Here is a 21,088-nt window from a genome sequence, read left to right on the forward strand (position 1 = left end):
CCCCGGCCGTCGCGGCAGAACCCAGCAGGCCCCCCGATCAGGGCCCGGGCCAGTCGCGGCAGCCCGGCCCCGCATCGATCCGGAGGACCCGTACGAGGCCGAGGGGTGCTCCGTCGGCACCGAGGGCCTGCCGGATTCCCGTACGGATACGGAGTTCGGGGGCGGACAGGGCGGTGCCGAACAGCCCCGGCGAGTACGCGGCGGTGACGTCCCGCAGGGGCTCACGTAGCTCGTGGGGCTCATGGGGCGTACGGGAAGGCTCATGGGGCGTACGGGAAGGCTCGTGGGGCTCGTGGGAACGGGAGGGCTCCCGGGGGTCGGGGGCGGGCCGTTCGTCGAGCCGGGCGGCGAGGGCGGGGGCCAGGTCCGTGAGCAGGGCGCCAGGCGCGTCGGCCGGGCCGTTGCGCGCCGGAGCTTCCACCGGCCGGTGGAACGAGACGCAGTGCAGGTCTCCGGGCTCGCCGCAGCCCTGGACCCGCCAGTCGTCCAGCCGGGCCGCGAGCCAGTAGAAGTCGTGCCGTGGCCGGTCCCAGGTCGACGCCGGGCCGGGCGTCTCGTTCCGCGCGGGGTACTCCGGGGCAGCCGGGGCGCCGTGCTGGGTGAAGGGGAGCACGGCACCGGCGCCGAAGGCCCCGCCGAGCAGGTCACCGAGTTCGGACGCGACCTGCTCCAGGACGGCCGGGCCGTCTGCCGGTGCGCCCGGGGGAGGCGGCACGATCAGCTCGGCCCCGCCGAGGAGCCGCACCCGGGAGGCCCGGGACACGGGGGCGGGGGGCAGCAGGCCCGTGAACGAGTAACCGCCGGTCGGATAGTCGCCGTGGGCCACCTGGTCGGGGGTGATGGGCTGGAGCACGTCAGTTCACCGACAGGCCGTGAGTGACCAGATCGCCCATGGCGTTGGTCACGGTGAAGACGTAGAAGCCCGTGGCGGTGGGAGTGCCGGAGAGTGTTCCGTCGTCCTGAAGGGTGATGCCCGCAGGCAGGTTGCCGTAGGACAACCTCACCGGATCCTGGTAGACGCCCTGTGTTCCGGGCGGGATGGGCAGGGAGACGAGCATGTTGGCGGCGAAGTCCGCCGCGGTGATCTGGTCGCCGTGCTGCCGGAGGGCGACATGGACGGTCTCCATGTCGAGGGTGGGCGCGAGCGACGCCGAGAAGGCGCTCTGCGCGGTGGCCGCGAACGTCGTCTGGGGGAGGAGCTGGGGCAGGAAGACCCCGAGACCGTCGTGGATCGCCTGAGCGTCGTACCCCTCCCGGTTGAGTGCGGCGTCGTGCAGCGTGCCCCCGATGTTGGCGATGGCGTGATAGGTGAAGTCCCAGCCCTGGGGGTTCCCCGGCGGGTTGTTCGCGGGATTGATGGCCTGGACACGGGTCAGCGTGTTGTTGCTCATGGCGGGGTCGGAGGCCCAGACACTGCGGCCGCCGTACATGAACCCGCCCCAGAACATCACGGCGTTGGCCTGGATGCCGAGCGCCTGGGCCAGCAGGATGTGCAGGTTCGCGAAGTCGGAGCAGACAGCCCCGTTGGGAGCCGAGGCCAGGAGCGTCAACGGGTCGGCGGTGAGTACCTGAGCACCGTTGTACGGAACGGTGGCGCTGATCGCCCCCCGTAGCGCGGTCGCGGCGTCCTGGGCCCCGGTCTGGCCATGCGCGAACCGGGTGGCCGCTTCCACCGCCTCGTATCTCGGGTTGGCGGTGGTGGGCGCGCCGAGGAGACGGTAGAGGCTGATGGGGTGGATGCCCGGGAGGGGGACCGAGGTGTTCCCGGCGTGCAGAATCCACTCGACGAATTGAACGGACTGCCCGACCGCGCCCAGGCCCGGCGCGCCCGCCAGGGGAACAGTGAAGACCCAGTTGTCCAAAGCGATGTTCTGGGGCGCGGACTGCCCCAGCACGTCGCCCGTCATGGAGTCGGTGGCCACGAGTGAGACCGGGCCGGGCGGGGTCAAGCCATCGACCTGCACCAGGACCTCCGGGACGTCCCCCGCGCGAAGGGCGGCGTGCTGGCGCATGTTGGCCGGACTCGGGTCTCCCACCATCGGGATCGAGGCGGGGATTTCGACGGCCCTGAGGGTCGGTGAGACCAGCGCCGGCGGCGCGGCTGCCGGGGCGGGCATCATGCGCTGCACCGCACCCTCACCCGCGCGTTGTGCCGTCCCCGGCCGTCCAGCGCCCGGCGTCTCGCCGGACGGGGCGCGTTGGAGTTGTGGAGCCGGACCGCTGAGGGCGGCCCGCGCGTTGGCGTCCGCCTCGCGTTCGAACCGGTCGGACGGGTCGCTGACGCGTAGCCCGCCGCCGTTGTCGGTGCCCGCCACAGGCCCCCGGCGCTGCTGGATGACATGGGTCAGCTCATGCGCCAGGGTGTGCCGGTCACCGCCGCCTTCGCCGATGACGACATGGCTGCCGGAGGTGTAGGCGCGGGCCCCGATCTCGGCGGCGGAGACCTTGGCGGCGGCGTCGTTGTGGATGCGTACGTCGGAGAAGTCGGCCCCGAGCCGGGCTTCCATGTCGGCCCGGGTCGAACGGTCCATCGGCCGGCCGGCGCCGCGCAGCACGCCGGGGACGGCGGAGCGCTGCACGGGTGCCTGGTCTGCCTGGTCCGCCTGTTCGGGCTGCTCGTGGCCGCAGCCGTCGCCGTGCTGGTGCCGGCCCTGCGCGGGCAGGCGGCCGGCGGCCCGCATCATCTGGATGACGGCCGCGTTCCCGGCGCTGCTCTGCTGGGCGAGGAGCCCGGCGGGCGGCACTCCGTACGCGACCGGGGAACGGCGGGCCTGGGCGGGTCTGTCCGCCGCATATGTCTTTTCGGTACCGGTCTGGCTGCGCACGGGGGCCTCTTCGCTGCTGAGGGAGGGGCTCCTCCTTCATACCCGCGAGCACAGCCCCGGTTCCAGGACCCCAAGGGCACAGTTGACTGGCCGTACGTACGGGACGCGACGCGCGGCAGAACCGGAACGTACGGACTCAGGGGGTCGTCGCACTGCTGGGCGGCGCCACCGGTTTTCCGCCGCGCAACGCGTCCCCGACAGTCCAGCCCCGCAGACGTCCTTGCGCTGCTGTCGACCGCGACGCGCGGACGCTGCACTCACGCAAGCCGAGGTGCTCTGCGGAAAGGACGTCCCGGAGCCGGGGGAGACGGCGGGCGCGGGGACGGTGACGTCCTCGGAGTTCCGCACGCGGACGGTGAGGTGCAGGCGGGGGTGACCTCGACGCGGTTGCCGCTCTCGGGGCCGCTGTAGCTGGGTTTGAACCGGTGGAGGCCAGTGCTCATTGTTCCGGAATGGGTCGCGACCACTTGTTCTGGAATGGGTCGCGACCACAGCGCGCGCCTTTCTGGCCAGTGCGCGCGCAAGCGCAAACGTATGACCGGCGCGATTGTCCAGCCATTTCCTTGTCCGGAACTCGTTCCCGATCGCGTACGCGCGCACAGCCTGCGTTAATCTCTCGACGCGCGGAAACGGAACGCAGGCAGACGGGGGAGCGTCGTGTTTGATTCGGAGCGCTGGCAGGAGCTGTTCGGACCGGCCGGCGACGGGCCCGCGATGCGGCTCGCCTCGGCGTCCGACGACCCCGGAGCCGGCTCGGGCGGAACGGGGAACCTCAAGTACAGCAAGAGTCCCTGGACCAGCGCTTCCGGCACCGCCGGCGATTTACGGACCAGGGCGGAGAAGAGCCGGTCGGTTCTCGGGCGCGGCCACGTGGGCGTTGAGGCGGGAGCCGCCGGCCTCAGTTCCGTCGCGGCCCTCAAGAGCGTGCTGACGTCCTGGGAAGAACGCCTTCAGACGGTACGGGACGAGTGCGAGCAGCTCGAGGGGAATTTGCTGACGGTCGCCAAGGAGATGGGGGAGTCGGAGACCGATGTCAAGTCGTCCCTCAAAGGTGTCCACGTCCCTGGCAAGGCGGATGAGGAACGATGACAGGATCCCTCACCTGGCAGCAGTTGCGCGACCTCAAGACCTCCGAGCTCACACAGGCGGGCGACAAGTGGCATGAGGTCTCAGGCCGTTCGGCTTCCGACCGGGCACAGGTCGACCGCGCGATGTCCGCGAAGCTCCGCGCGACCCAGGAGAGCGGTTCGGCGGAGGCGGCACTCGGCAGGATCCGGCGCCTCAGTCGTAACTTCCAGTACGTGCAGACCGAGTGTGGGCTGGTACGTACAGCGCTCAACGGGCTTGCCGGCGACCTCAGCGATCCTCAGCGCCAGTTGAAGCAGGCCCTTGAGGACGCAGCTGCCCTGAACTTCACGGTTCACGAGGATGGTTCCGTCAGCTACCCGGCTGTCAAGGTCGACGACCTGACCGGTGCGAAGAAGGAGGCCCCGGGCGGTAGTTCGCGAGGCAGTTCGCGTCTCCCGCTGGAACCGCCAGGCCTCGGGTCACCCGGGCAGCAGTCGCTGTATCCCGGCCATCCAGGATTCACGCCGGCCAACCCGAACGCGGCTAAGGCGCAGGACGTGGCCGACCGTATCGCCCGAGCTGTACGGTCCGCGCGGGAGATCGACGCCCGTTACGCGAAGACCCTCAACGGTCTGAAGGCGGAAAAGGGACTCGATGTCACCGCGGCCACACTGAAGGACGTCTTCCGGGACACCGCGGACGTCCGCTCCACCGCGGGCATGCACCTTGCCGAAGGCCTCCCGCAGGACAAAGAACCTGCGGAGCGCAAGAGGTGGTGGGACGGGTTGACCGACGAACAGCGGCAGGAGTACGTGAAGGTCGCACCGGACCTGATCGGCGGTCTGGACGGCATTCCGGCGGTGGTCCGTGACGAGGCGAACCGCAACTACCTGCCGGTCCTGATCGACGAGGTGGCACGACAGGGCGGCGACGACGCCAAGACCAAGCTCGACGCCCTCCGCATGATTCAGGACAAACTCGGTGAGTCGAGTCACCCGCCCATGTTCCTTCTCGGCATCGGGGACGAAGGCAACGGACGCGCGGTCGTCTCGTACGGGAACCCCGATACGTCCAGGCACGTCGCGGCGTACGTTCCCGGTCTCGGCACCAAGCTCGACGGCGACTTCGTCACGGGCACAATGAAGCGGGCCCATGACACGGCCATCGGCGCCCGGGAAGTGGACCCGTCCACTGCCTCGATCATCTGGCTTGGTTACGACGCTCCGCAGAGCGTGGACGTGATGACGAAGGGCGACGCGCAACGGGGTGCCCCGGCGTACAACGAGTTCATGGCGGGCCTCTCGACGACGAACGCGAACGAGGACCCGCATGTGACGGCGATCGGGCATTCCTACGGCTCGCTCACCGTGGGCACGGCCGCCAAGGAGTCCGGCGGGATTCCGGGCGTCGATGATGTGATCCTGCTCGGCAGCCCCGGCGTGGACGCGCAGAAGGCGACGGAACTCGGCGTGGGCGAGGACCACGTGTTCGTGGGCGCAGCTGACAACGACCCCGTCACCCACCTGCCCACGAAGGGGGAGGCGGCGTTCGGCGCGGGGCCCGCCTGGGCGCTGGGAGGCCCGGAGGCGGTCAGGAGGGCGAATGACCTCTTCGACGTCGGCGACGACGACCTGCACTTCGGCAAGGACCCGGCGAGCGCGGCGTTCGGAGCACAGCGCTTCGAGGTCGACGACGGGCCCGGGATGGTCCGCGAAGCCGGAAAGTTCGATGCCCACTCCCAGTACTTCGATCCGGAGCTGGATGATGTATCGGCGTTGAACATTGCCAAAATCGTCGGCGGGCGTCCTGAGGACATCGTGAGGGAGGAGCATCGATGAGGCCCATCCCACTTACCATTCGCCTGGCCTGTGCGGTGCTGGGCGGCGTGCTGCTCGCCGGATGCGGACTCTTGGGTGATGCCAAGAGCGGGAAAGGGACCGTGGCAGGCATGGACATGCAGGGGGCGGCGGAGCGCGCCGACGCGATTTTCTACGCGACGGTCGGGGAGATCAAGCCGGAAGTGGAATGGGTCCACCGTGCGACGACGACCGGCAGCTGTGATGTGACTCGGTACTGGACGGTGATGACGGAGATCTCCGAGCAGCGCCGGGGCAATTTCCTGGGTGTGGTGGAGCGTTCTTGGAAGTCGAGCGGCTACCGGATCAAGACAGTGAGTCCGAGCAAGGAGATGCCTTCGATCATCGTCAGGTCCCCGGACGGATTCGGTATCAGGGTCAGTTTCGGCTATAAGGGGCAGGCGTTCTTCCAGGTCACCAGCCCCTGCGTGGACGAGTCGAAGGTGGCCGCGCCCGAGCAGGTGGCGAACGGCCGTACGTACGAGGGCGAGATCCCCACCCCCAACGTCCGCTCCGGCTTCTGGTCCGCCGAGGCCCCGGTACCGGGGCCTTCCCCCTCGTCCTGACCGGTGACTCGCCGAGGCCGCATTTCGCGGAGAGCCGGACGTCCCCGGTGCTCAAGGGCGGCCTGTACGGCGCGTCCGGGGGCCCGGGCGCCGGGAGAGGGCCGGGCACGTGATCGTACGGTTCCGAGTGGCGTCGGCAGCGCTCTCACGTCCCTCCCAACCAGGAGCCGTACGCCGCCGATGCGACGAGTTCGCCCAGGCCGTAGGCGAACGGAACAGGCACCAGGAGGAAGGTGCCGGCGCGGACCAGGGACGGTCCGACGACGGAGACCATGTCATGGGGGCCGGTCGTCGTGGTGAAGTCCCGCCAGCGCAGGATGTCATCGGGGCCGCACGCCCAGAAGAACAGCCCGATCACCAGGAAGACCGCGCCGGTCACCAGTCCCAGATAGGTGGTCGCTTCCAGCAGGTCGATGCGGGTGCTGTGCTCCCGCACGGTGAACGCGGCGACGGCCACGCAGACCGCTGCCCCCACGCCGTACGCCGCGCCGCGTGCCATGACGCCGCCCAGACGCAGACGTGGTTCGAGTACCCCGTTCGCGTCTCTGCTCATGCGGCTCATGTGCTGCTCCCTGTCGTCACCACCACCACCGCCGTGCTGGGTGGTTTTCTCCCCGTCCACCGGCTTCGGCCGCCTCCGCACGGTGTCGTAACCGGGCCGCACACGCAAGGTGGGCCCGGTCGGCCTTCGGCGGCTCAGCGGCGCCGCACCGGGCGTCGGCGGAGGCAGTAGGCCGCCGTGACCACCGCGAGCAGTGGGCCCCAGGCCAGCAGAGGGAAATAGCAGGCGGTCATCAGCCAGTAGTGGAACCCTTCGGGGGACCCGGCGGCACCCATGTTGTCCGCGTCGTTCCAGTTGAACGCGCCGCTCACCGTGATGAGCGTGACGAGCGCCGCGCCGAGCGACGCGGGGATCACCACCACCGGTACGGGGATCCTCCGGCCGCCCAGGGCCGGCACCCAGCGCGGGACTTCCTCACCCCACCGTTGGACCAGGCCCAGGGTGAGCAGTCCGAGTGCCTCGGCCAGCAGGCTGAGGCCGATGAGGTAGAAGGACTCGGTGCTCGGGAAGTTGTCCGGGCTGAGGTGCTCCTCGGTGAAGCCGGAGTCCCAGCCGAAGGCGATGGCGACGCGCCACAGCCCGGAAGGCACCAGCGTCAGCGCGGCGGCGTGCGCCGCGAGGCGGAGGGACCTGGGGACGCGGGGTACGGCGGTGACGGCCGTTCCGGCGGCCAGGGTGTCAGCCACGGCGGGCCGTCGCCCCGGGCTGGGCAGGAGACTTGGTGATCTCCGCGTGGACGACCTTGTAGCCGCCCTTGATCACGGTCGTGAACGGTGCGGGCGCCATGCACGTACCTGTCCGCGGACGTACGGGCTGACCGTTCTCGTCCACGTTCTCGGGGTCGACGTTCACCACCCCCCAGGAGAAGCCGAGCCGGTCCGGCTCGCCCCTGCCGCCCTGCTGCACGCTGATGCCCAGCCGGGCGCCGGTCTCCCCGACGTTCGTTTTCGTCACGACTGCGGTCAGCGTCGCCGTCCGGCCGCTGGTGACCAGGCAGTCCACCCGGGCCTCCGCCCACCCCGTGACTCCGCTCGGGGAGGTGTGGGAGAACTTCAGCGTGCCTCGGGCGTCCGTGGACAGGCCCTGGGGGGCCCTGGGAGGCATCGGGCGGGTGAAGGGCGTCTGTTCGGCATGGATGGTGAAGCGGATGTCATGGTCGATCGACTCGACGTAGGAGATGCGCGCTTCCCCGTGGACGCTCGCGTTCTTCACCGGCTTCTTCCCGGCGGACGCGGACGTGGATGAGGACGCGGAGGCGGACGTGGCAGGGGCTGCGGGGGCGGGCCCGGCAGCGACCAGCCCGGTGATGACGGCGACGATCGCCGTGGTGCCGATTGCGGTGCTACGCATGATGAACTCCCAGGTGGCGAGGGGTATGTGTGGTGCCGTGCTCGATCGGACGGCTTAAGCCTCGCCGTCGGCGCTCTGCGATTCCATCCGCCGATCGGCACGGAGATCACGCCGCCGGCCGCCTCATCTATGCCGTTCGGCAGAGAGCCCCGCCGCCACGCACGCTCGTACGCTGACCGCATGTGGGAATCAACCGGCCCGGCCGTCCAGGCGTTCGGTGCTCTGCCGTCGCTCGCGGCGGCGGGCGCGCTGGTGTGGGCCGTCGCGCGCCCCCGAACCGCGCTCCGTCAACGGCTCGGCCGCCTCGCCCGCCCGGCCACGGTCTGCGCGGCCCTCTCCCTGATCACCACCTCCGCCTTGCCGACGGCTGGTTTCGCCTCCGTGTGGAAGCTGGTGGAGGTCGCCTTCCTGCTGATCCTCCTGACCGTGATCACCCGCTGGTCACCCCCGCACGAGCTCCGGCTGGCCCTCCCGCCGGCCGCCCTCGCGGTGACCGTCTGGCCGCTGGTGCTGGTCCCCGACGAGTCCTTCCTGGAGTCCGTCGGCATCGCCACCTTCTGGCTTCTTCCCGCAGCGGCCGCCATGGCGGCCGGCGCCCACCTCCGTCACCAGGAGGCGCGTCGTCGGCGAGCGGTGGCCGAGGCCCGCAGGGCCCAGCGACTACAGCTCTCCCGCGACCTGCACGACTTCGTCGCCCACGACATCAGTGGGATCGTCGTCCAGGCCCAGGCGGCGCGCTTCGTCGCCGCCACCGACCCCTCCCAGGCGATGCTCGCCCTGGAACGCATCGAGAAGGCGGGCCTGAGCGCCCTGGCCGCGATGGACCGGACGGTGGAGATGCTGCACGGCCCGGAGGCTCCCACCACCCAACCGCTCCCCAACGTCTCCCAACTGGGAGACGTGATCGAGAACTTCACCTCGGCGGGAGCCACCGAGGCGCATCTGGAACTGCCTCCGTTGGTCACGGAGGTGCTCTCCCGCGAGGCGGCCACCGCTGCCTACCGCATCGTCGTCGAGGCACTGACCAACATCCGCCGGCACGCCCCTGACGCCTCCCGCGCCACCGTCGCGTTCGTGCCGACGGCCACCACGGTGGAGATCCGGGTCACCAACGACCGCAGTGCCCGCGCCCCGGCCCGCCGTCGCGCCTCCCGGGGAGGCCTCGGCCTCCCCGCTCTCACCGAGCACGCACAGGCCCTCGGCGGGACCCTTGCGGCGGGGCCGTACGGTGACGACGGCTGGCGGCTCACCGCCGTCCTGCCTGCCATACCGCGCGGGTGAGCTGCGCGGCTCCCGGTGACAACCGCCCCGGGATCGCTCAGGAGGCGGCGAAGTCTACGAAGGACGTCCAGGAGGCGGGGGAGACGGCGAGCGCGGGGACGGTGAGGTCCTTGGAGTCGCGGACGTGGACGGTGTGGGGGCAGGTGGCGACCTCGACGCAGTTGCCGCCCTGGTCGCCACTGTAGGTGGACTTGGACCAGGTGAGCGCGACCTCGATGCAGTCGCCGCCCTCGCTGCCGCTGTAGCTGGACTTGAACCAGTGGAGGTCGGTGCTCATAGTTCCTCTGCCATCTTCTCGATCGTCTCCAGCGTCCTCTCCGGAGTGTATGCCTGGGCACGCAGAACGCTGTACCTTCCGAACAGGTTTCCGAGGTCTGGCTGTTCGGTGATGAAGAAGCTGCCGCCCTGACCTTCGATATACGCCAACTGCTTCCGCTCGGCCGTCTCCAGGAGAACGAAGGAGCCGTTGAGTCCTGCGTGGTCTTCGCGGTCAGGTGACATCAGTTGAATTCGCACGTGCCGGAGACGAGCTACCTCGGCGAGATGGTGCAGCTGTGCCTTAAGGATGCGCCGGTTGCCAATCGGGCGTGTGAGCGTGCTCAGTTCCAGTACGAAGCTGATGTCAGGGAGCGGCCTGCGGCCCAGCAATGTTTGCCGTGCCAGCCGCGCGGCTACCTTCTCTTCGATTTCATCGTCATCGTAGGTCGGGTGGGCGCTGGCGAACACGGCTCGCGCGTAGGCCTCGGTCTGGAGCAGCCCTGGCATCACGTGGGTCTCATATTCGTGACGGGCATGGGCTCCCGTCTCCTCCTCCGCGAACGGCGTGAACCAGCCCGGCAGCGGGCTGCGCTTCTTCGGCGGCTTCGGCGCGGCGACGATCAGTGCACCCTGTGCACCCAGGACCTCGTCCGCCCGCTGTACGAACACGCCCTTCGGCGGTCGCGCGCCGCGTTCCACCATCGCCACTTGCGACTTGGAGTAGCCGATCCGTTTGCCCAACTGCTCCTGGGACAGTCCGGCCAGCACGCGAAAGTGCCTGAGCAGCAGGCCGAACATCTCGGCGGCGCTTTCAGGCTGATCACTGGAGTGCACGGGCTCACCTCGGATGTACACCACTGTTCACAGCTTGCCTGTGACCCTGGTCACGGTACGTGTTCGGCGCAAAGCTGAGCGCATGGAACTGAAGAATTCACCGGATCCGGTGCCCTCCTGGATCCCCGCCGCCGGCCACGCCCTCCGCCACGTCGGCATCCACTTCGACGCCGTCCGTGCCATCGGGCTGCTCGGTGAGGAAATCGCGTACGAGGTCATGCAGTTCACCGATTTCCAGGCCGGCCCCATCGTCCGCTCCGGCATTGGCGAGCGCAGCATGTACTTCCTGCTCGCGCCCGGCACCGCTGCCGAGCACCGGTGGCCTCCCGGGGTGGAGGCGATGAGCCGGAACGCGCGGGGGGACGCGTTCGTCGGGGTTCCGGCGCTCGACGGCGGCACCTGGCCGCTGGACTGGCGGTCGCGGCCCACCGCCCAGGACCCTTTCGTTGACGGTGGGTTGCTGCACGAGATGGCCTGGCTGCGGGCGGGGTGCGCCGTGCGGGAGTGAACGAGGTCATTCCGTCGTTCTCGGGTGCGTCAGGCCGCCGGTGTGTAGCGGACGACGGTGTCCTCGCACGGCCCCTCGGCGTACACCTTCAGCGCTTCCAGCTCGCGGTCGTCCGCCGTGAGCTGCCAGCGGAGCTTGGTCGACACCCATTCCCCCGTATACCGGCACTGGACCTCCGGGGACGGTGGCATCCAGTCCGCCGGGTCCTTGTCCGCCTTCTGGCGGTTGGTGCGCGCCGTCACCGCGACCAGGGAGGTTTCCGCTCCCTGGTCGTTCGCGTAGGCCTCCCGTCGCGTCGCCGTCCACGCGGAGGCGCCGGAATCCCAGGCCTCGGCGGGCGCGACCATGTGGGTCACGTCGAGCGACCCGACGTCGGTGACCTCCTGGCCGTCGAAGTAGGACTTCCACCTGCCGCCGGTCAGCTTGCAGCCGGGCCCCACGGCCGGTGCGACGACCGCTTCGGCGAGGAGGACCTCGGCCCGGGTGTCGCATCCGTCCGTCGTGTCCTCCCCCGAGTTCCAGTGGCGGAAGGCCGAAGCGGTGTAGCCGGTGCGGTTCTCCTCGGTGACCTTCAGCAGGCCGACCGCGTCGGCCAGGGTCGTCACCTCCGCCACCGGAGCGGCCGGAGCTGCCTGAGCGGCGGGAGCTGCCTGAGTAGCGGAAGTCGGGAGAAGGGGGGCGAGGGCGAGGGCGAGCGCGCAGATACCGCGCGCGAGGTTCTTGATCACCAGCGCGTTCTACCGGCCGCGCCCCGCCTTCGCGCGGCCCACGCCTCCGCAATCACCCTTACGAGCACGCGAGTTCACCGGAGAAACGCTTCCGCAGCCCGCGCTCAGCGCCCCCGGGCCACCTCGCCCCCCGCCGGGTCACCTCGCCCCCCGGGTCACCTCGCCCCCGGGGCCGCATTGCCCCCCGCCGACCGCGCCTACCGGAGGGCGACCCGGTCCCCGGACGACGAACTCGGGCCGGCCGTCGTGTTGCCGTAGTACGTCCACCGCCACGTCCCCGCGCCGGTGGCCTTCACCGTGGTCTTCAGTGTCCCCGTCTTGCTCGACGTCGCCTTCTTGACCGTCTTGTACGAGGAGGAGCCGGCCGCCTTGAACTGAAGGCTCACCGAGCGGCCCTCGTACCCCTGGTACGTGTGCGTGTCCCAGTTCGCCCGGCTGACCTTTCCGGTCACGGTGATCGTCTTTCCCTTCACGACCGGCTCGGGCGAGGCGTTGACCGTGAGACGGGTGGCCCGCTTCACCTGCAACGGGAGCTTCTCGTCGTCGATGTCCACGGCGCCCTTGGGGAGGTACAGCTGCGCGGCGGTCTTCCAGGTGCCGGCGTCCTCGTTCCCGAAGTCGTAGTGCCTCGGGTCGATGGTCAGCCACTCCTCGAAGTCGCAGATCCCTTTCGCCTTGTTCACGACCACGCAGTCGTTGACGAGGATGGAATTCCACAGCGTCTCGCTGGAGCCGAGCTTGCCCCGGTAGGGGAACACCGTCGGGTGGGACTTGTGCTTGAGTTTGGTCGTCATCCGGAAGGTCACGTACAGCTCGACCTCCTTCTTGACCCCGATCACGATCGGCTTGCCGCCGTTCACCGTGACCCGGCTGAAGGCGACTCCGCCCTCCGCCGCCCCGGCCGGCACGGCCGCCACTCCGGTGAACACGGCTGCGGCCGCACCGGCCACCACCGCTCTCCGCGTCGCTCGCTTCATGATCTTCACGTCGAAACCCGTCCTCTCCCCAGCCGCCCGGGGCCGCGCGCGCAGGCGCGCCTGCCCGAGGTTTTCCTCGCGGCTGACCAGGAGACCAGGGAGGGAGGTGCGCGGTTGTGCGCGGGGCTGCAACGATTTGGTCACCCCGGTTCGGCCGCGCTCCGGTTCTGTGGTGGGCCAAGGGGGGGCGAACGGTGAGATCAGAGGGATCGATAGATCTCGCGCCGATGGCCGACGGCGAGTACCCAGACGATGAGCCGACCGCCCTCCACGGTGTAGACGGCCCGGTAGTCACCTGCTCGGAGAGGCCATCGTGCCTCGTGGCCCTGGAGCGGCTTGACGTCGAACGCCGAGAGGTCTCCCGTGTCCAACGCTTTCTGGAGGTCTGCCAGGCGTCGATGTCCACGAGGACCGCTTCACTCTTGCCTCGGCGGGTGATGATCGTGGGCGTCTCGTCACGGCGCGCGCGGTCGGTGACGTCCGCGAGGTGCTTGCGTACCTCTGCCATGGATTCGGTCACGGGCTCACGCATGCACGCCAATGTGGCAGATGTAGCAGATGTAGCAGATGTACATATGTTTCCCTTGGTTGAGCGGAGAGTGCTGGAAGGTAACTCTCTGCGGGGCGGTGGTCGTGTCATCACGCTCCGTACGCTCGGGTTCTCGCAGCGCATAGGGCGGCCCCCGGGGGTGTAGAAGCACCTGCCCGAGGGCCTTCACCACTAGGCAGTTTCTTACGGATCACTGCGCTAGACACGAGCTGTTGGTGGTGTGATGGCTTCATGCGACCCGAGCACTGTGTGACCAGGAACCACATCGAGGTGTGGCAAGAACGGGTGCTGCCGTCGGGACCGGAACGGATCAGGTTCGGGACGGTGCTGCGGGGCTCGCTCCTGCCGATCGTGGTCTGGGCCGGAGCCGCGTGCTTCGTGTACTTCGTCTACAACCCGCTCGTGGCGACGGTCCTCGGCGGTCTCTTCGTGTTGTCGTTCATCGCGGGGTTCGCGCTGCGTCGCAGGGCGAAGCACTCGGTTCGCTGCAGCGTCTACGGTGCGCTGGGCGGAGTGCTCGACAAGTCCATGGCTGGGTTCTGAGGCGTTGCGGCACAGGCGGCCCATCGTTGTACTGAGCGTGTTGACCGACGCCCAGTGGGCCAGGCGGACGCCGATGAGGACCTGAGCTCGGTGGAGAGAGGGCTCCCGGTTACGGGACCCGGGCCACGGCCACGTAGATACCGCTGAACTCCTGGGCGGGCGCGGGCGTGCCGTTGAACCACTCCGGGGCCTTCACCAGGCCGGGGGCGACGATCTCCAGGCCCTCGAAGAACCGCGCGAACTCCTCGCGGCTCCGCAGGGCCAGCTGGATGCCGCCCTTCTTGTATTCGTCCTCGCTCTGCTGGCCGACCTCCTCGTTCACGTCGGACGCTCCGTGGGACAGCACGACGTAACTGCCGGGTGCCATGGCGTTCGTGAACGTACGGACGATGCCGATCGGGTCCTCGGCGTCAGGGAGGAAGTGGAGCAGACCGAGGAGTGACAGGGCTATCGGGCGGTCGAAGTCCAGGGTCTCGCGTGCCGCGTCGAGGATGACCGCGGGCTCGCGGACGTCGGCGTGGACGTAGTTGGTGACGCCCTCGGGCCGGCTGATCAGCAGGGCTTCCGCGTGGCGCAGGACGATGGGGTCGTTGTCGCAGTAGACGACCCGGGCGGAGGGCCGGATCTCCTGGGCCGTCTGGTGCAGGTTCGGCGCGGTGGGGATGCCCGTCCCGATGTCGAGGAACTGCGTCACGCCCTCGCCCGCCAGCCAGGCCGTCGCGCGGTTCATGAAGGAGCGCTGCTGCCGGGCGCCGACCTTCGCCTCGGCGGGCAGGAGATCGGCCACCTGCTGGTCCACCGGGTAGTTGTCCTTGCCGCCGAGCAGCGCGTCGTAGACCCGGGCCGAGTGGGGCTTGCTGGTGTCGATCGGAGGGTGGGGCGTCGCTGCCGTCATGCCGGACTCCTGATGCACGTGATGTGGACCAATCGGTCGACGCAGTCTGCCACAGCAATACCGGTGCACCGGAAGGGTGTTCGGGCCACGGCGCTTCCCCCGTGACGGCCCTGCGGTCACGCCCGTACGCACGCGCCTCCGCCCCCGCCTCCGGCCCGCCATCGTCCCTGTCTCCGCCCGCGCCTCCGCCCGCGCCTCCGGCCTGCCTCCGCCCTCGCAGGGCCTCCGCGTTGACCCCGTACGGCGTGCGCGCCGAAGATCGCTGGTGTGAACCACCCTTCTGACATGCCGCCGCCCCCGCCTCCCCCGAATCCCTGGTCCGCTCCGTCGTCCTCCGCCGAACCGCCCCGCCCGCCCGACTCGCCCTGGCAGGGCTGGGACCGGCCCCCGGAGTGGAGCCGCCCGGCAACCGGACCGGTGCGTGCGCCCTCGGGCTCCCGCTACGACGAGCAGGGGCGCAACGGTCAGGGCGGACGGTTCGGCTGGCTGGGCGAACTGCTGCTCGCCCTTCTGCTGGTCGTCCTGGGTGTACTGGCCGTCAGCGCGGTCGGCGCGGTCATCGCCCACGTGCTGGACGCGGGGCCCGCCTCGCCCGACAGCGAGATCTTCTTCGAGGACCCGGTCGCGGATCTGGCCGTACAACTCCTCGGCATCGCGATCGGCATACCCATCGTCCTGTGGGTCGCCCGCGGTATCGGCCGGCGCCCGGCCGGGACCGTGTCCTCCGTCCTGGGGCGGCTGCGCTGGGGCTGGACGGGCCGCTGCGCGGCCGTGGGCTTCCCGTTGATGGCCGTACAGATGGGCCTGCTGATCGCCTGGACCTGGGACGCGGAACCGCTCACGGAGTCCGGTGCCGGCTTCCCGGGCTGGCCGTACTTCCTGCTGAGCCTGGCCGTGGTGCTGGCGCTCGTCCCGTTCCAGGCCGCCGCCGAGGAGTACGTCTTCCGGGGCTGGCTGGTCCAGGTCATCGGGCGGGCCGTGCGTTCGCCCTGGCCCGCGATCGTCCTCGCGTCCCTCCTGTTCGCCCTGGCCCACGGGTTCGGCGAACTCTCCGGCTTCCTCCTGCTGCTCTACTCGGCGCTGTGGTGGGGCTGGCTGGTGATCCGTACCGGCGGTCTCGAAGCGGTGATCGTCCTGCACGTCGCCAACAACGTGCTGGCGTTCGGCTTGGCGGCGGGCTTCGGGGTACTCGACGACAGCGGCACCGCGGCCGACGCCCCGTGGCAGGCCCTCGTCCTCGAACTCGTCTTCGCCCCGCTGTACTGCTTGACCATCGCGAAGATCGCCGGACGACGCGGCATCGAGCGGGTCAGCCCCTGACGGTCTCTTCCTCCCGGGGGCCGGGGGGGCCGGGGGCCGCCTCACGTCGCGTTCAGCGCCACCGTCGGGTGCAGGCGGGAGGCGCGGACCGCCGGGTAGAGGCCCGCGACCACGCCGATCAGCAGGGTCGCGGCCAGGCCGCCCGCCAGGGACCAGGGCGGGACCACCGCCGTCCACCCCTGCGCCCGAGCGAACCCGTACGTGGCCACCGAACCCAGCAACGCGCCCGCGACGCCGCCCAGCGCGGACAGGAGCAGCGACTCGGTCAGGAACTGGAGCCGGATCGCGTTGCGCGTCGCACCCAGCGAGCGGCGCAGCCCGATCTCCTGGCGGCGCTCCAGCACGGAGATGACCATCGTGTTGGCGACGCCCACCCCGCCGACCAGGAGGGCCACCGCGCCCAGCCCGAGCATCAGGGTGGTCAGCCCCTTGTCGGCGGCGGCGCGGGCGGCCAGCGCGTCCGAGGGGCGCGAGACCCGGACACCGGCCTCGTTGCCGGGGCTGACCGTGCGGGCCAGCACCGCCCGCACGTCCTCGACCGAGTCGTCCGAGGAGCGCTCGAAGATCGTGGTGGGGCGCCCGTCGAAGCCGAAGTAGCGTGTCGCGGCGGGGAATCCGATCAGGGCCACCCGGTCCAGGGTCGGGGCCAGCTCGACGGGCCGGAGGATTCCGACGACGACGAACCGGGTGTCGTTCAGCATGATCGTCTCGCCGGGGCGGGTGATGCCGAGGCGGTCCGCCGCCACCGAGCCCAGGACGGTGGTGGGCAGGCGCTCGCCGGCCGGGGTCAGCCAGGTGCCCCGCGCCACCTCGCCACCGAGCGTGGAGAGCAGATCGGTCCGGGCCGCCTGGGTGGTGACCCCGGCGGTGCGCTCCTCGGGGACGACGTCGCTGCGGCGGATGCGGGCGTCGACCTCGGCGGTGGCCGTGGCGTGCCGCACCGGGCCGATCCGCTCGACCATCGCCACAGCGTTCCTGGGCAGTTCGACCGCGCCCCCGAGCGGGTCCTCGGCCGCCTCGACGGTGAGGAGGTTGGTGCCGAGCCGGTCCAGCCGGGACATCAGGTCCGCGCGGCTCGACTCGGACAGGCCGACGACCGCGACCATCGTCGCGATGCCGATGGCGATCCCGAGCGCCGAGAGCACCACCCGGGCCCGGCGCGCCCGCAGGCCGACCGCGCCGACGCGCAGGATGTCCCGGGGGGAGAGGCGGGCGGGCTTGAGGTCGTGGGTACGGGTCATGCGCCGGCCTCCGTACGTGGGGTGGAGCGGAGGTCGTCCGGTGTACGTGGCGTGGGACCGGCCTCCGTACATGGGGTGGAGCGGGGGCCATCCGGTGTACGTGGCGTGGGACCGGCCTCCGTACGTGGGGTGGAGCGGGGGCCATCCGGTGTAGGTGCGGAGGAGCGTTCGTCCGCCACGATCTCGCCGTCCCTGAAGCGGACCCGGCGCGGCAGCGAGGCCGCGATCCCGTGATCGTGGGTGATCACGCACACCGTGGTGCCGGACGCGTTCAGCTCGTGCAGCAGCTCCATGACGATCTCGCCCGATGCGGTGTCCAGCGCCCCGGTCGGCTCGTCCGCCAGCAGCAGCCGGACCTCTCCCACCAGGGCGCGGGCGATGGCCACGCGCTGCTTCTCGCCGCCGGACAGCTCGTTCGGGGTGTGCGAGGCCCGGTGGTCCAGCCGTACGCGGGCCAGCGCCTCGCGCGCCCGGTCGCGCCGCTCCCGGGAGGAGACGCCCGTGTACAGCAGCCCGTCGGCGACGTTGTCCAGCGCGTCGCGGCCCGCCGCCAGGTGGAAGTGCTGGAACACGAAGCCGATGTGGCGGGCGCGCAGGGCGGAGAGCCGGGCGTCGGAGAGCGCGGACACGTCGTACCCGGCGACCTGGACCGTACCCGTGGTGGGCCGGTCCAGGGTGCCCATGATGTTGAGCATCGTGGACTTCCCGGAGCCGGACGGGCCGACCACCGCGAGGAGTTCGCCCTCGTGGACCGTGAGGTTCACGGCGCGCAGGGCGTGAACACCGCCGGGGTAGGACTTCGTGGCGTCCCGGAGTTCGACGACGGGGGCCGGGCCGGGGGGCAGGCTGGGGGCCGGTGCGGGGCCCGGGTCGGGAGCCGGTGCGGGGGCCGGGTCGGGGGCCCGGCGGTTCTCGGGGGTCCGGCGGTTCTCGGGGGTCCGGGAGGGCGGGGTCATGGCTTCGCCACCCCCACCTTCATGCCCTCGCGCAGTTCCGCGCCGCTGACCTCGATCTGCCCGTCGGCCGTCATGCCCGTCTCCACCCGGACCATCCTGGAGGTCGTGCCCCGGACGATCTGGAGCCCGTACCCGCCGTTCTCGCCGCGCAGCGCCACCACCGCCTCGACCGGCACCGCGAGAACCCCCTCGCGGGCCTCGCTGATGAACGTCACGCTCGCCACCGCCTCGGCGTCCTCGCCGGAGGCCGCGCCGGGGCCTCCGGCGAGGACGACCTCGACGGTGATGCCCTCCTGGGTCTCGGCCTCGGTGCCGCCCTCCTCGGGGCGTACCGTCCCGGCGACCTTCCCGGCCACGGTCTTCCCGCTGGGCAGGGCCACCTCCACCTTCGTGCCGCGTGCGGTGAGAGCGCCGTCGGCCTGGTCCAGGCGGGCCCGGACGACCGGCTTGGTGGAGGCGATCGTCAGGACGGGCCCGTCCGGCCCGACCTGGTCGGCGAGGGCCGCGTCGGCGGAGACCACCTTGACCTCGCCGGGCTGGAAGACGACGTCGCCCCGGCCGACCCTGCCGGTGGTCTCCCGGTTGAGGTGCTTCTGCCACCGCTTGACGGCGGCCTCGGTGTCCCTGCCGTACTCCGTGTCGACGTACAGCCCGGCCCCGTAACCCAAGTCCCGCAGATTGCGCTCCAGTTGGAGGACATCGCTGCCCCGGTCGCCCGTCTTCATCTCGCGGAACGCCGGGACCGGCCCGTAGAGGAGCGTGACCGGCTTGTCGTTCAGCTCGTACAGGGGCTGCCCCCGCGTCACGGTCTTCCCCTCGACGGCCGCCACGGTGACCGTGCCCTCCACGGCGGCCTTGACGGCGCGGCGCTGGGCGAAGTCGATCCTGCCGTCGACGGTCTTGGAGAGGACGAGGTCGGTGCGGACGACGGTGGCAGTGGCGGGCGGCAGTCCGCCGCCCCTGCCGGAGGCGTTCGCGTCGTCGCCCTTCCCGAGGAACGGAACGCCTCCGGAGAGACCGACGGCGACCACGGCGGCGGCGGCCACCGCGCCGAGCGCGACGCAGGAGGTACGGCGCTTCACTGCATGCCGTCCAGGCCGTCGAGGAGCTTCGACGCGCACGCCTCCCGGGCCTCCTTGTACGCCGGTGACGCGGGGTCGTAGACCGGGGAGGCCGGGTTCGGGTCGCCGCCGGGCACCGCGTTGCCGCCGGACATCACCGGGTTGGTGAACCGGCTGATGCCGTTGTCCCGCATGCACTGGGCGTGCGCGAGCATCGACTCGTAGGACTTCTGCTGGTCGCGCTTGGGCTCGACCGCCATGGCCGCCTGGAGCTCGTCCACGCAGACGTTGTTCTTTCCGGCCTTGATGCCCTCGTTGCGGCCGGGCTGGGAGCCGATCCGGTTGATCTTGTCCCAGTCGAGGTGACCGCTGAGCTTGGGGTCGGGGTAGTCCTTGTAGCCGCCCTTGGCACGCATGCACCGGACGAACGCGACCTGGGCGTCGTAGTAGGCGCTCTTCCCGGCGGACTTCGCGCTCGGAGCGCTCGGAGCGCTCGGGGTGTTCGGGGTGTTCGCGGTGCTCGCGCCCTCGGAGGACCCGCCCTTCGGGGACGGTACGTCGGCGACGGCGTCGTGGCTCCTGGTCCCGGTGACGTCGTCGCTGCCGCCGCAGGCGACGGTGAGGGCGAGTACGGGCACGGCCACGAAGGCGGCCAGGCGGAGCTTGGCGGTGGTGGTGGAGAAGCTCATGGCCTCACGCTGGCCGCCGAGGATGACGGTCCGTCCATGGCCACGTGATGGGAAGGTAACAATGCCTCCGACCTGGGCTTCCGCCCTCGGGGGAGGAGGCGGGAACGGTCCCGGCGTGCGCATAATCGGCCTCATGCCGCATGTGCTGCTCATCGAGGACGACGCGTCCGTACGGGACGGGATGGAGCTCGTGCTGCGCCGGCACGGGTACGGCGTGGAGACGGCCGCCACGGGCGAGCAGGCCCTCGCGCTGCTGGCCGGGGAGCGGGGCGCGCGGGTCGAACTGGCCGTGCTGGACCTGATGCTGCCCGGCATGGACGGCTTCGAGGTGTGCCGCCGCATCCGGGCCCGTACGGCGACGCTCCCCGTCATCATGCTGACCGCGCGCGGCGACGACCGGGACATCGTGACCGGCCTGGAGGCGGGGGCCGACGACTACGTGGTCAAGCCGGTCACCGCACCCGTCCTGGAGGCCCGCATCCGGGCCGCCCTGCGCCGCGCGGAACCGTATCCCCGGCAGGGGCCCGGCGCACAGGCCCTCGACGCCGACCGCACCGATCACGCCGGCCTGGTGATCGACCGGGCCGGGCTGACCGTGACCAAGCACGGAACGGCCGTCCCCCTCCCGCCCACCGAACTGCGGGTTCTGCTGGAGCTGTCGGCCTCGCCCGGCCGGGTCCTCACCCGGGAGCAGCTCCTCGCCTCGGTGTGGGACCACACGTTCCTGGGCGACTCCCGGCTGGTGGACGCGGCGGTGGGCCGGCTGCGGGCCAAGATCGAGGACGTGCCGGCCAGGCCCCGGTACGTACAGACCGTGCGGGGGTTCGGCTACCGCTTCGGGCCGCTGTGAGCCGCTCCGCCCACCGGTCCGAGCCCCAGCCCGGGCCCCGGCACGAGCCCGGACCCGTGGCCGCCCCCCGGCCCGAGCCCGGGGGGCGGCCCCGGCCCGTCCTCCGGTGGCCGTCCGGGCGTTCCGTCCGGCAGCTGCTCGGGCGCGGCTCGCGGCGGCTCGTCGGCGGG

At 70.9% G+C, this 21,088-nt stretch carries 23 protein-coding genes and 1 pseudogene; 8 read left to right on the plus strand and 16 right to left on the minus strand.

Features of this window, described 5'->3' with window-relative positions:
• Positions 1-37 precede the first annotated feature (37 nt).
• Entirely contained in the window at positions 38-853 is an 816-nt protein-coding gene (locus tag PSQ21_RS19950; protein WP_274031985.1) for a hypothetical protein, read from the minus strand.
• 1 nt (position 854) lies between these two features.
• Positions 855-2,825, minus strand: a complete 1,971-nt coding sequence (locus PSQ21_RS19955) for an eCIS core domain-containing protein (RefSeq protein WP_443334398.1) — start codon at positions 2,823-2,825, stop codon at positions 855-857.
• Between the two features lie 714 nt (positions 2,826-3,539).
• Between PSQ21_RS19955 and PSQ21_RS19960 the strand changes: the two genes are divergently transcribed.
• From PSQ21_RS19960 to PSQ21_RS19970, 3 genes are all read left to right on the plus strand, one after another.
• Positions 3,540-3,914, plus strand: coding sequence for a hypothetical protein (locus PSQ21_RS19960; protein ID WP_443334424.1), 375 nt, complete (start codon positions 3,540-3,542; stop codon positions 3,912-3,914).
• Entirely contained in the window at positions 3,911-5,731 is a 1,821-nt protein-coding gene (locus PSQ21_RS19965; RefSeq protein ID WP_274031987.1) for an alpha/beta hydrolase, read from the plus strand. Before PSQ21_RS19960 ends, PSQ21_RS19965 begins: the two co-directional genes overlap by 4 nt.
• 110 nt (positions 5,732-5,841) lie before the next feature.
• Positions 5,842-6,315 (plus strand): hypothetical protein, encoded by a 474-nt coding sequence (locus tag PSQ21_RS19970; protein WP_274031988.1) that lies wholly within the window; start codon positions 5,842-5,844, stop codon positions 6,313-6,315.
• Between the two features lie 145 nt (positions 6,316-6,460).
• Here the strand turns inward: PSQ21_RS19970 and PSQ21_RS19975 are convergent, their stop codons facing one another.
• The 3 genes from PSQ21_RS19975 to PSQ21_RS19985 form a co-directional block, all read right to left on the minus strand.
• Positions 6,461-6,877 (minus strand): DUF6336 family protein, encoded by a 417-nt coding sequence (locus tag PSQ21_RS19975; RefSeq protein ID WP_274031989.1) that lies wholly within the window; start codon positions 6,875-6,877, stop codon positions 6,461-6,463.
• A 134-nt stretch (positions 6,878-7,011) separates the two neighbouring features.
• Entirely contained in the window at positions 7,012-7,563 is a 552-nt protein-coding gene (locus PSQ21_RS19980; protein WP_274031990.1) for a hypothetical protein, read from the minus strand.
• Entirely contained in the window at positions 7,556-8,227 is a 672-nt protein-coding gene (locus PSQ21_RS19985; RefSeq protein ID WP_274031991.1) for a hypothetical protein, read from the minus strand. The genes PSQ21_RS19980 and PSQ21_RS19985 overlap by 8 nt, the downstream gene beginning before the upstream one ends.
• Positions 8,228-8,407: 180 nt before the next feature.
• Between PSQ21_RS19985 and PSQ21_RS19990 the strand changes: the two genes are divergently transcribed.
• Complete coding sequence (locus PSQ21_RS19990) at positions 8,408-9,508, plus strand: sensor histidine kinase (protein ID WP_274031992.1); 1,101 nt, start codon at positions 8,408-8,410, stop codon at positions 9,506-9,508.
• Positions 9,509-9,545: 37 nt separating this feature from the next.
• Here PSQ21_RS19990 and PSQ21_RS19995 read toward each other — a convergent pair whose 3' ends face one another.
• Positions 9,546-9,785: a DUF397 domain-containing protein gene (locus PSQ21_RS19995; protein WP_274031993.1), complete on the minus strand. Its 240-nt coding sequence runs from the start codon at positions 9,783-9,785 to the stop codon at positions 9,546-9,548.
• Positions 9,782-10,600 carry a helix-turn-helix domain-containing protein gene (locus PSQ21_RS20000; protein WP_274031994.1) on the minus strand — a complete coding sequence of 273 codons (819 nt, stop codon included), beginning with the start codon at positions 10,598-10,600 and terminating at the stop codon, positions 9,782-9,784. The genes PSQ21_RS19995 and PSQ21_RS20000 overlap by 4 nt, the downstream gene beginning before the upstream one ends.
• Positions 10,601-10,682: 82 nt before the next feature.
• On the opposite strand from PSQ21_RS20000, the gene PSQ21_RS20005 reads away from it, so the two are divergent.
• Positions 10,683-11,108 (plus strand): hypothetical protein, encoded by a 426-nt coding sequence (locus tag PSQ21_RS20005; RefSeq protein WP_274031995.1) that lies wholly within the window; start codon positions 10,683-10,685, stop codon positions 11,106-11,108.
• 29 nt (positions 11,109-11,137) lie between these two features.
• Here PSQ21_RS20005 and PSQ21_RS20010 read toward each other — a convergent pair whose 3' ends face one another.
• From PSQ21_RS20010 to PSQ21_RS20025, 4 genes and pseudogenes are all read right to left on the minus strand, one after another.
• On the minus strand, positions 11,138-11,836 hold the full coding sequence (locus PSQ21_RS20010; protein ID WP_274031996.1) for a GmrSD restriction endonuclease domain-containing protein: 699 nt from the start codon (positions 11,834-11,836) through the stop codon (positions 11,138-11,140).
• A 197-nt stretch (positions 11,837-12,033) separates the two neighbouring features.
• A complete protein-coding gene (locus PSQ21_RS20015; RefSeq protein ID WP_274035854.1) occupies positions 12,034-12,813 on the minus strand; it encodes a hypothetical protein in 780 nt (259 codons plus the stop codon).
• 200 nt (positions 12,814-13,013) lie between these two features.
• Entirely contained in the window at positions 13,014-13,184 is a 171-nt protein-coding gene (locus PSQ21_RS20020; RefSeq protein WP_274031997.1) for a type II toxin-antitoxin system RelE family toxin, read from the minus strand.
• A 2-nt stretch (positions 13,185-13,186) separates the two neighbouring features.
• A pseudogene (locus tag PSQ21_RS20025) lies at positions 13,187-13,321 on the minus strand (type II toxin-antitoxin system Phd/YefM family antitoxin); the annotation flags it as partial.
• 273 nt (positions 13,322-13,594) lie between these two features.
• Between PSQ21_RS20025 and PSQ21_RS20030 the strand changes: the two are divergent.
• Entirely contained in the window at positions 13,595-13,906 is a 312-nt protein-coding gene (locus tag PSQ21_RS20030) for a hypothetical protein (protein WP_274031998.1), read from the plus strand.
• Between the two features lie 109 nt (positions 13,907-14,015).
• Here PSQ21_RS20030 and PSQ21_RS20035 read toward each other — a convergent pair whose 3' ends face one another.
• Positions 14,016-14,801, minus strand: a complete 786-nt coding sequence (locus tag PSQ21_RS20035) for an SAM-dependent methyltransferase (RefSeq protein WP_274031999.1) — start codon at positions 14,799-14,801, stop codon at positions 14,016-14,018.
• Between the two features lie 417 nt (positions 14,802-15,218).
• Here PSQ21_RS20035 and PSQ21_RS20040 point away from each other — a divergent pair, with 417 nt between their 5' ends.
• Positions 15,219-16,121: a CPBP family intramembrane glutamic endopeptidase gene (locus PSQ21_RS20040; RefSeq protein ID WP_274035856.1), complete on the plus strand. Its 903-nt coding sequence runs from the start codon at positions 15,219-15,221 to the stop codon at positions 16,119-16,121.
• A 41-nt stretch (positions 16,122-16,162) separates the two neighbouring features.
• On the opposite strand, the gene PSQ21_RS20045 is transcribed toward PSQ21_RS20040, so the two are convergent.
• Genes PSQ21_RS20045 through PSQ21_RS20060 form a run of 4 tightly spaced genes read right to left on the minus strand, consistent with a single transcriptional unit; the run spans position 16,163 to position 20,068 of the window.
• Complete coding sequence (locus tag PSQ21_RS20045; RefSeq protein WP_274032000.1) at positions 16,163-17,362, minus strand: ABC transporter permease; 1,200 nt, start codon at positions 17,360-17,362, stop codon at positions 16,163-16,165.
• The gene (locus PSQ21_RS20050) at positions 17,359-18,318 is read right to left on the minus strand and encodes an ABC transporter ATP-binding protein (protein WP_274032001.1); all 960 of its coding nucleotides are present in this window, start codon (positions 18,316-18,318) and stop codon (positions 17,359-17,361) included. The genes PSQ21_RS20045 and PSQ21_RS20050 overlap by 4 nt, the downstream gene beginning before the upstream one ends.
• Complete coding sequence (locus PSQ21_RS20055; RefSeq protein WP_274032002.1) at positions 18,315-19,400, minus strand: peptidoglycan-binding domain-containing protein; 1,086 nt, start codon at positions 19,398-19,400, stop codon at positions 18,315-18,317. The genes PSQ21_RS20050 and PSQ21_RS20055 overlap by 4 nt, the downstream gene beginning before the upstream one ends.
• Positions 19,397-20,068: a hypothetical protein gene (locus PSQ21_RS20060; RefSeq protein WP_274032003.1), complete on the minus strand. Its 672-nt coding sequence runs from the start codon at positions 20,066-20,068 to the stop codon at positions 19,397-19,399. The genes PSQ21_RS20055 and PSQ21_RS20060 overlap by 4 nt, the downstream gene beginning before the upstream one ends.
• Positions 20,069-20,201: 133 nt before the next feature.
• Between PSQ21_RS20060 and PSQ21_RS20065 the strand changes: the two genes are divergently transcribed.
• Positions 20,202-20,918, plus strand: a complete 717-nt coding sequence (locus tag PSQ21_RS20065) for a response regulator transcription factor (RefSeq protein WP_274032004.1) — start codon at positions 20,202-20,204, stop codon at positions 20,916-20,918.
• The last annotated feature ends 170 nt before the right edge of the window (positions 20,919-21,088 follow it).

Origin of the sequence: Streptomyces sp. MMBL 11-1 (genome assembly GCF_028622875.1) — a bacterium.
In the GTDB taxonomy this organism is placed as follows: domain Bacteria; phylum Actinomycetota; class Actinomycetes; order Streptomycetales; family Streptomycetaceae; genus Streptomyces.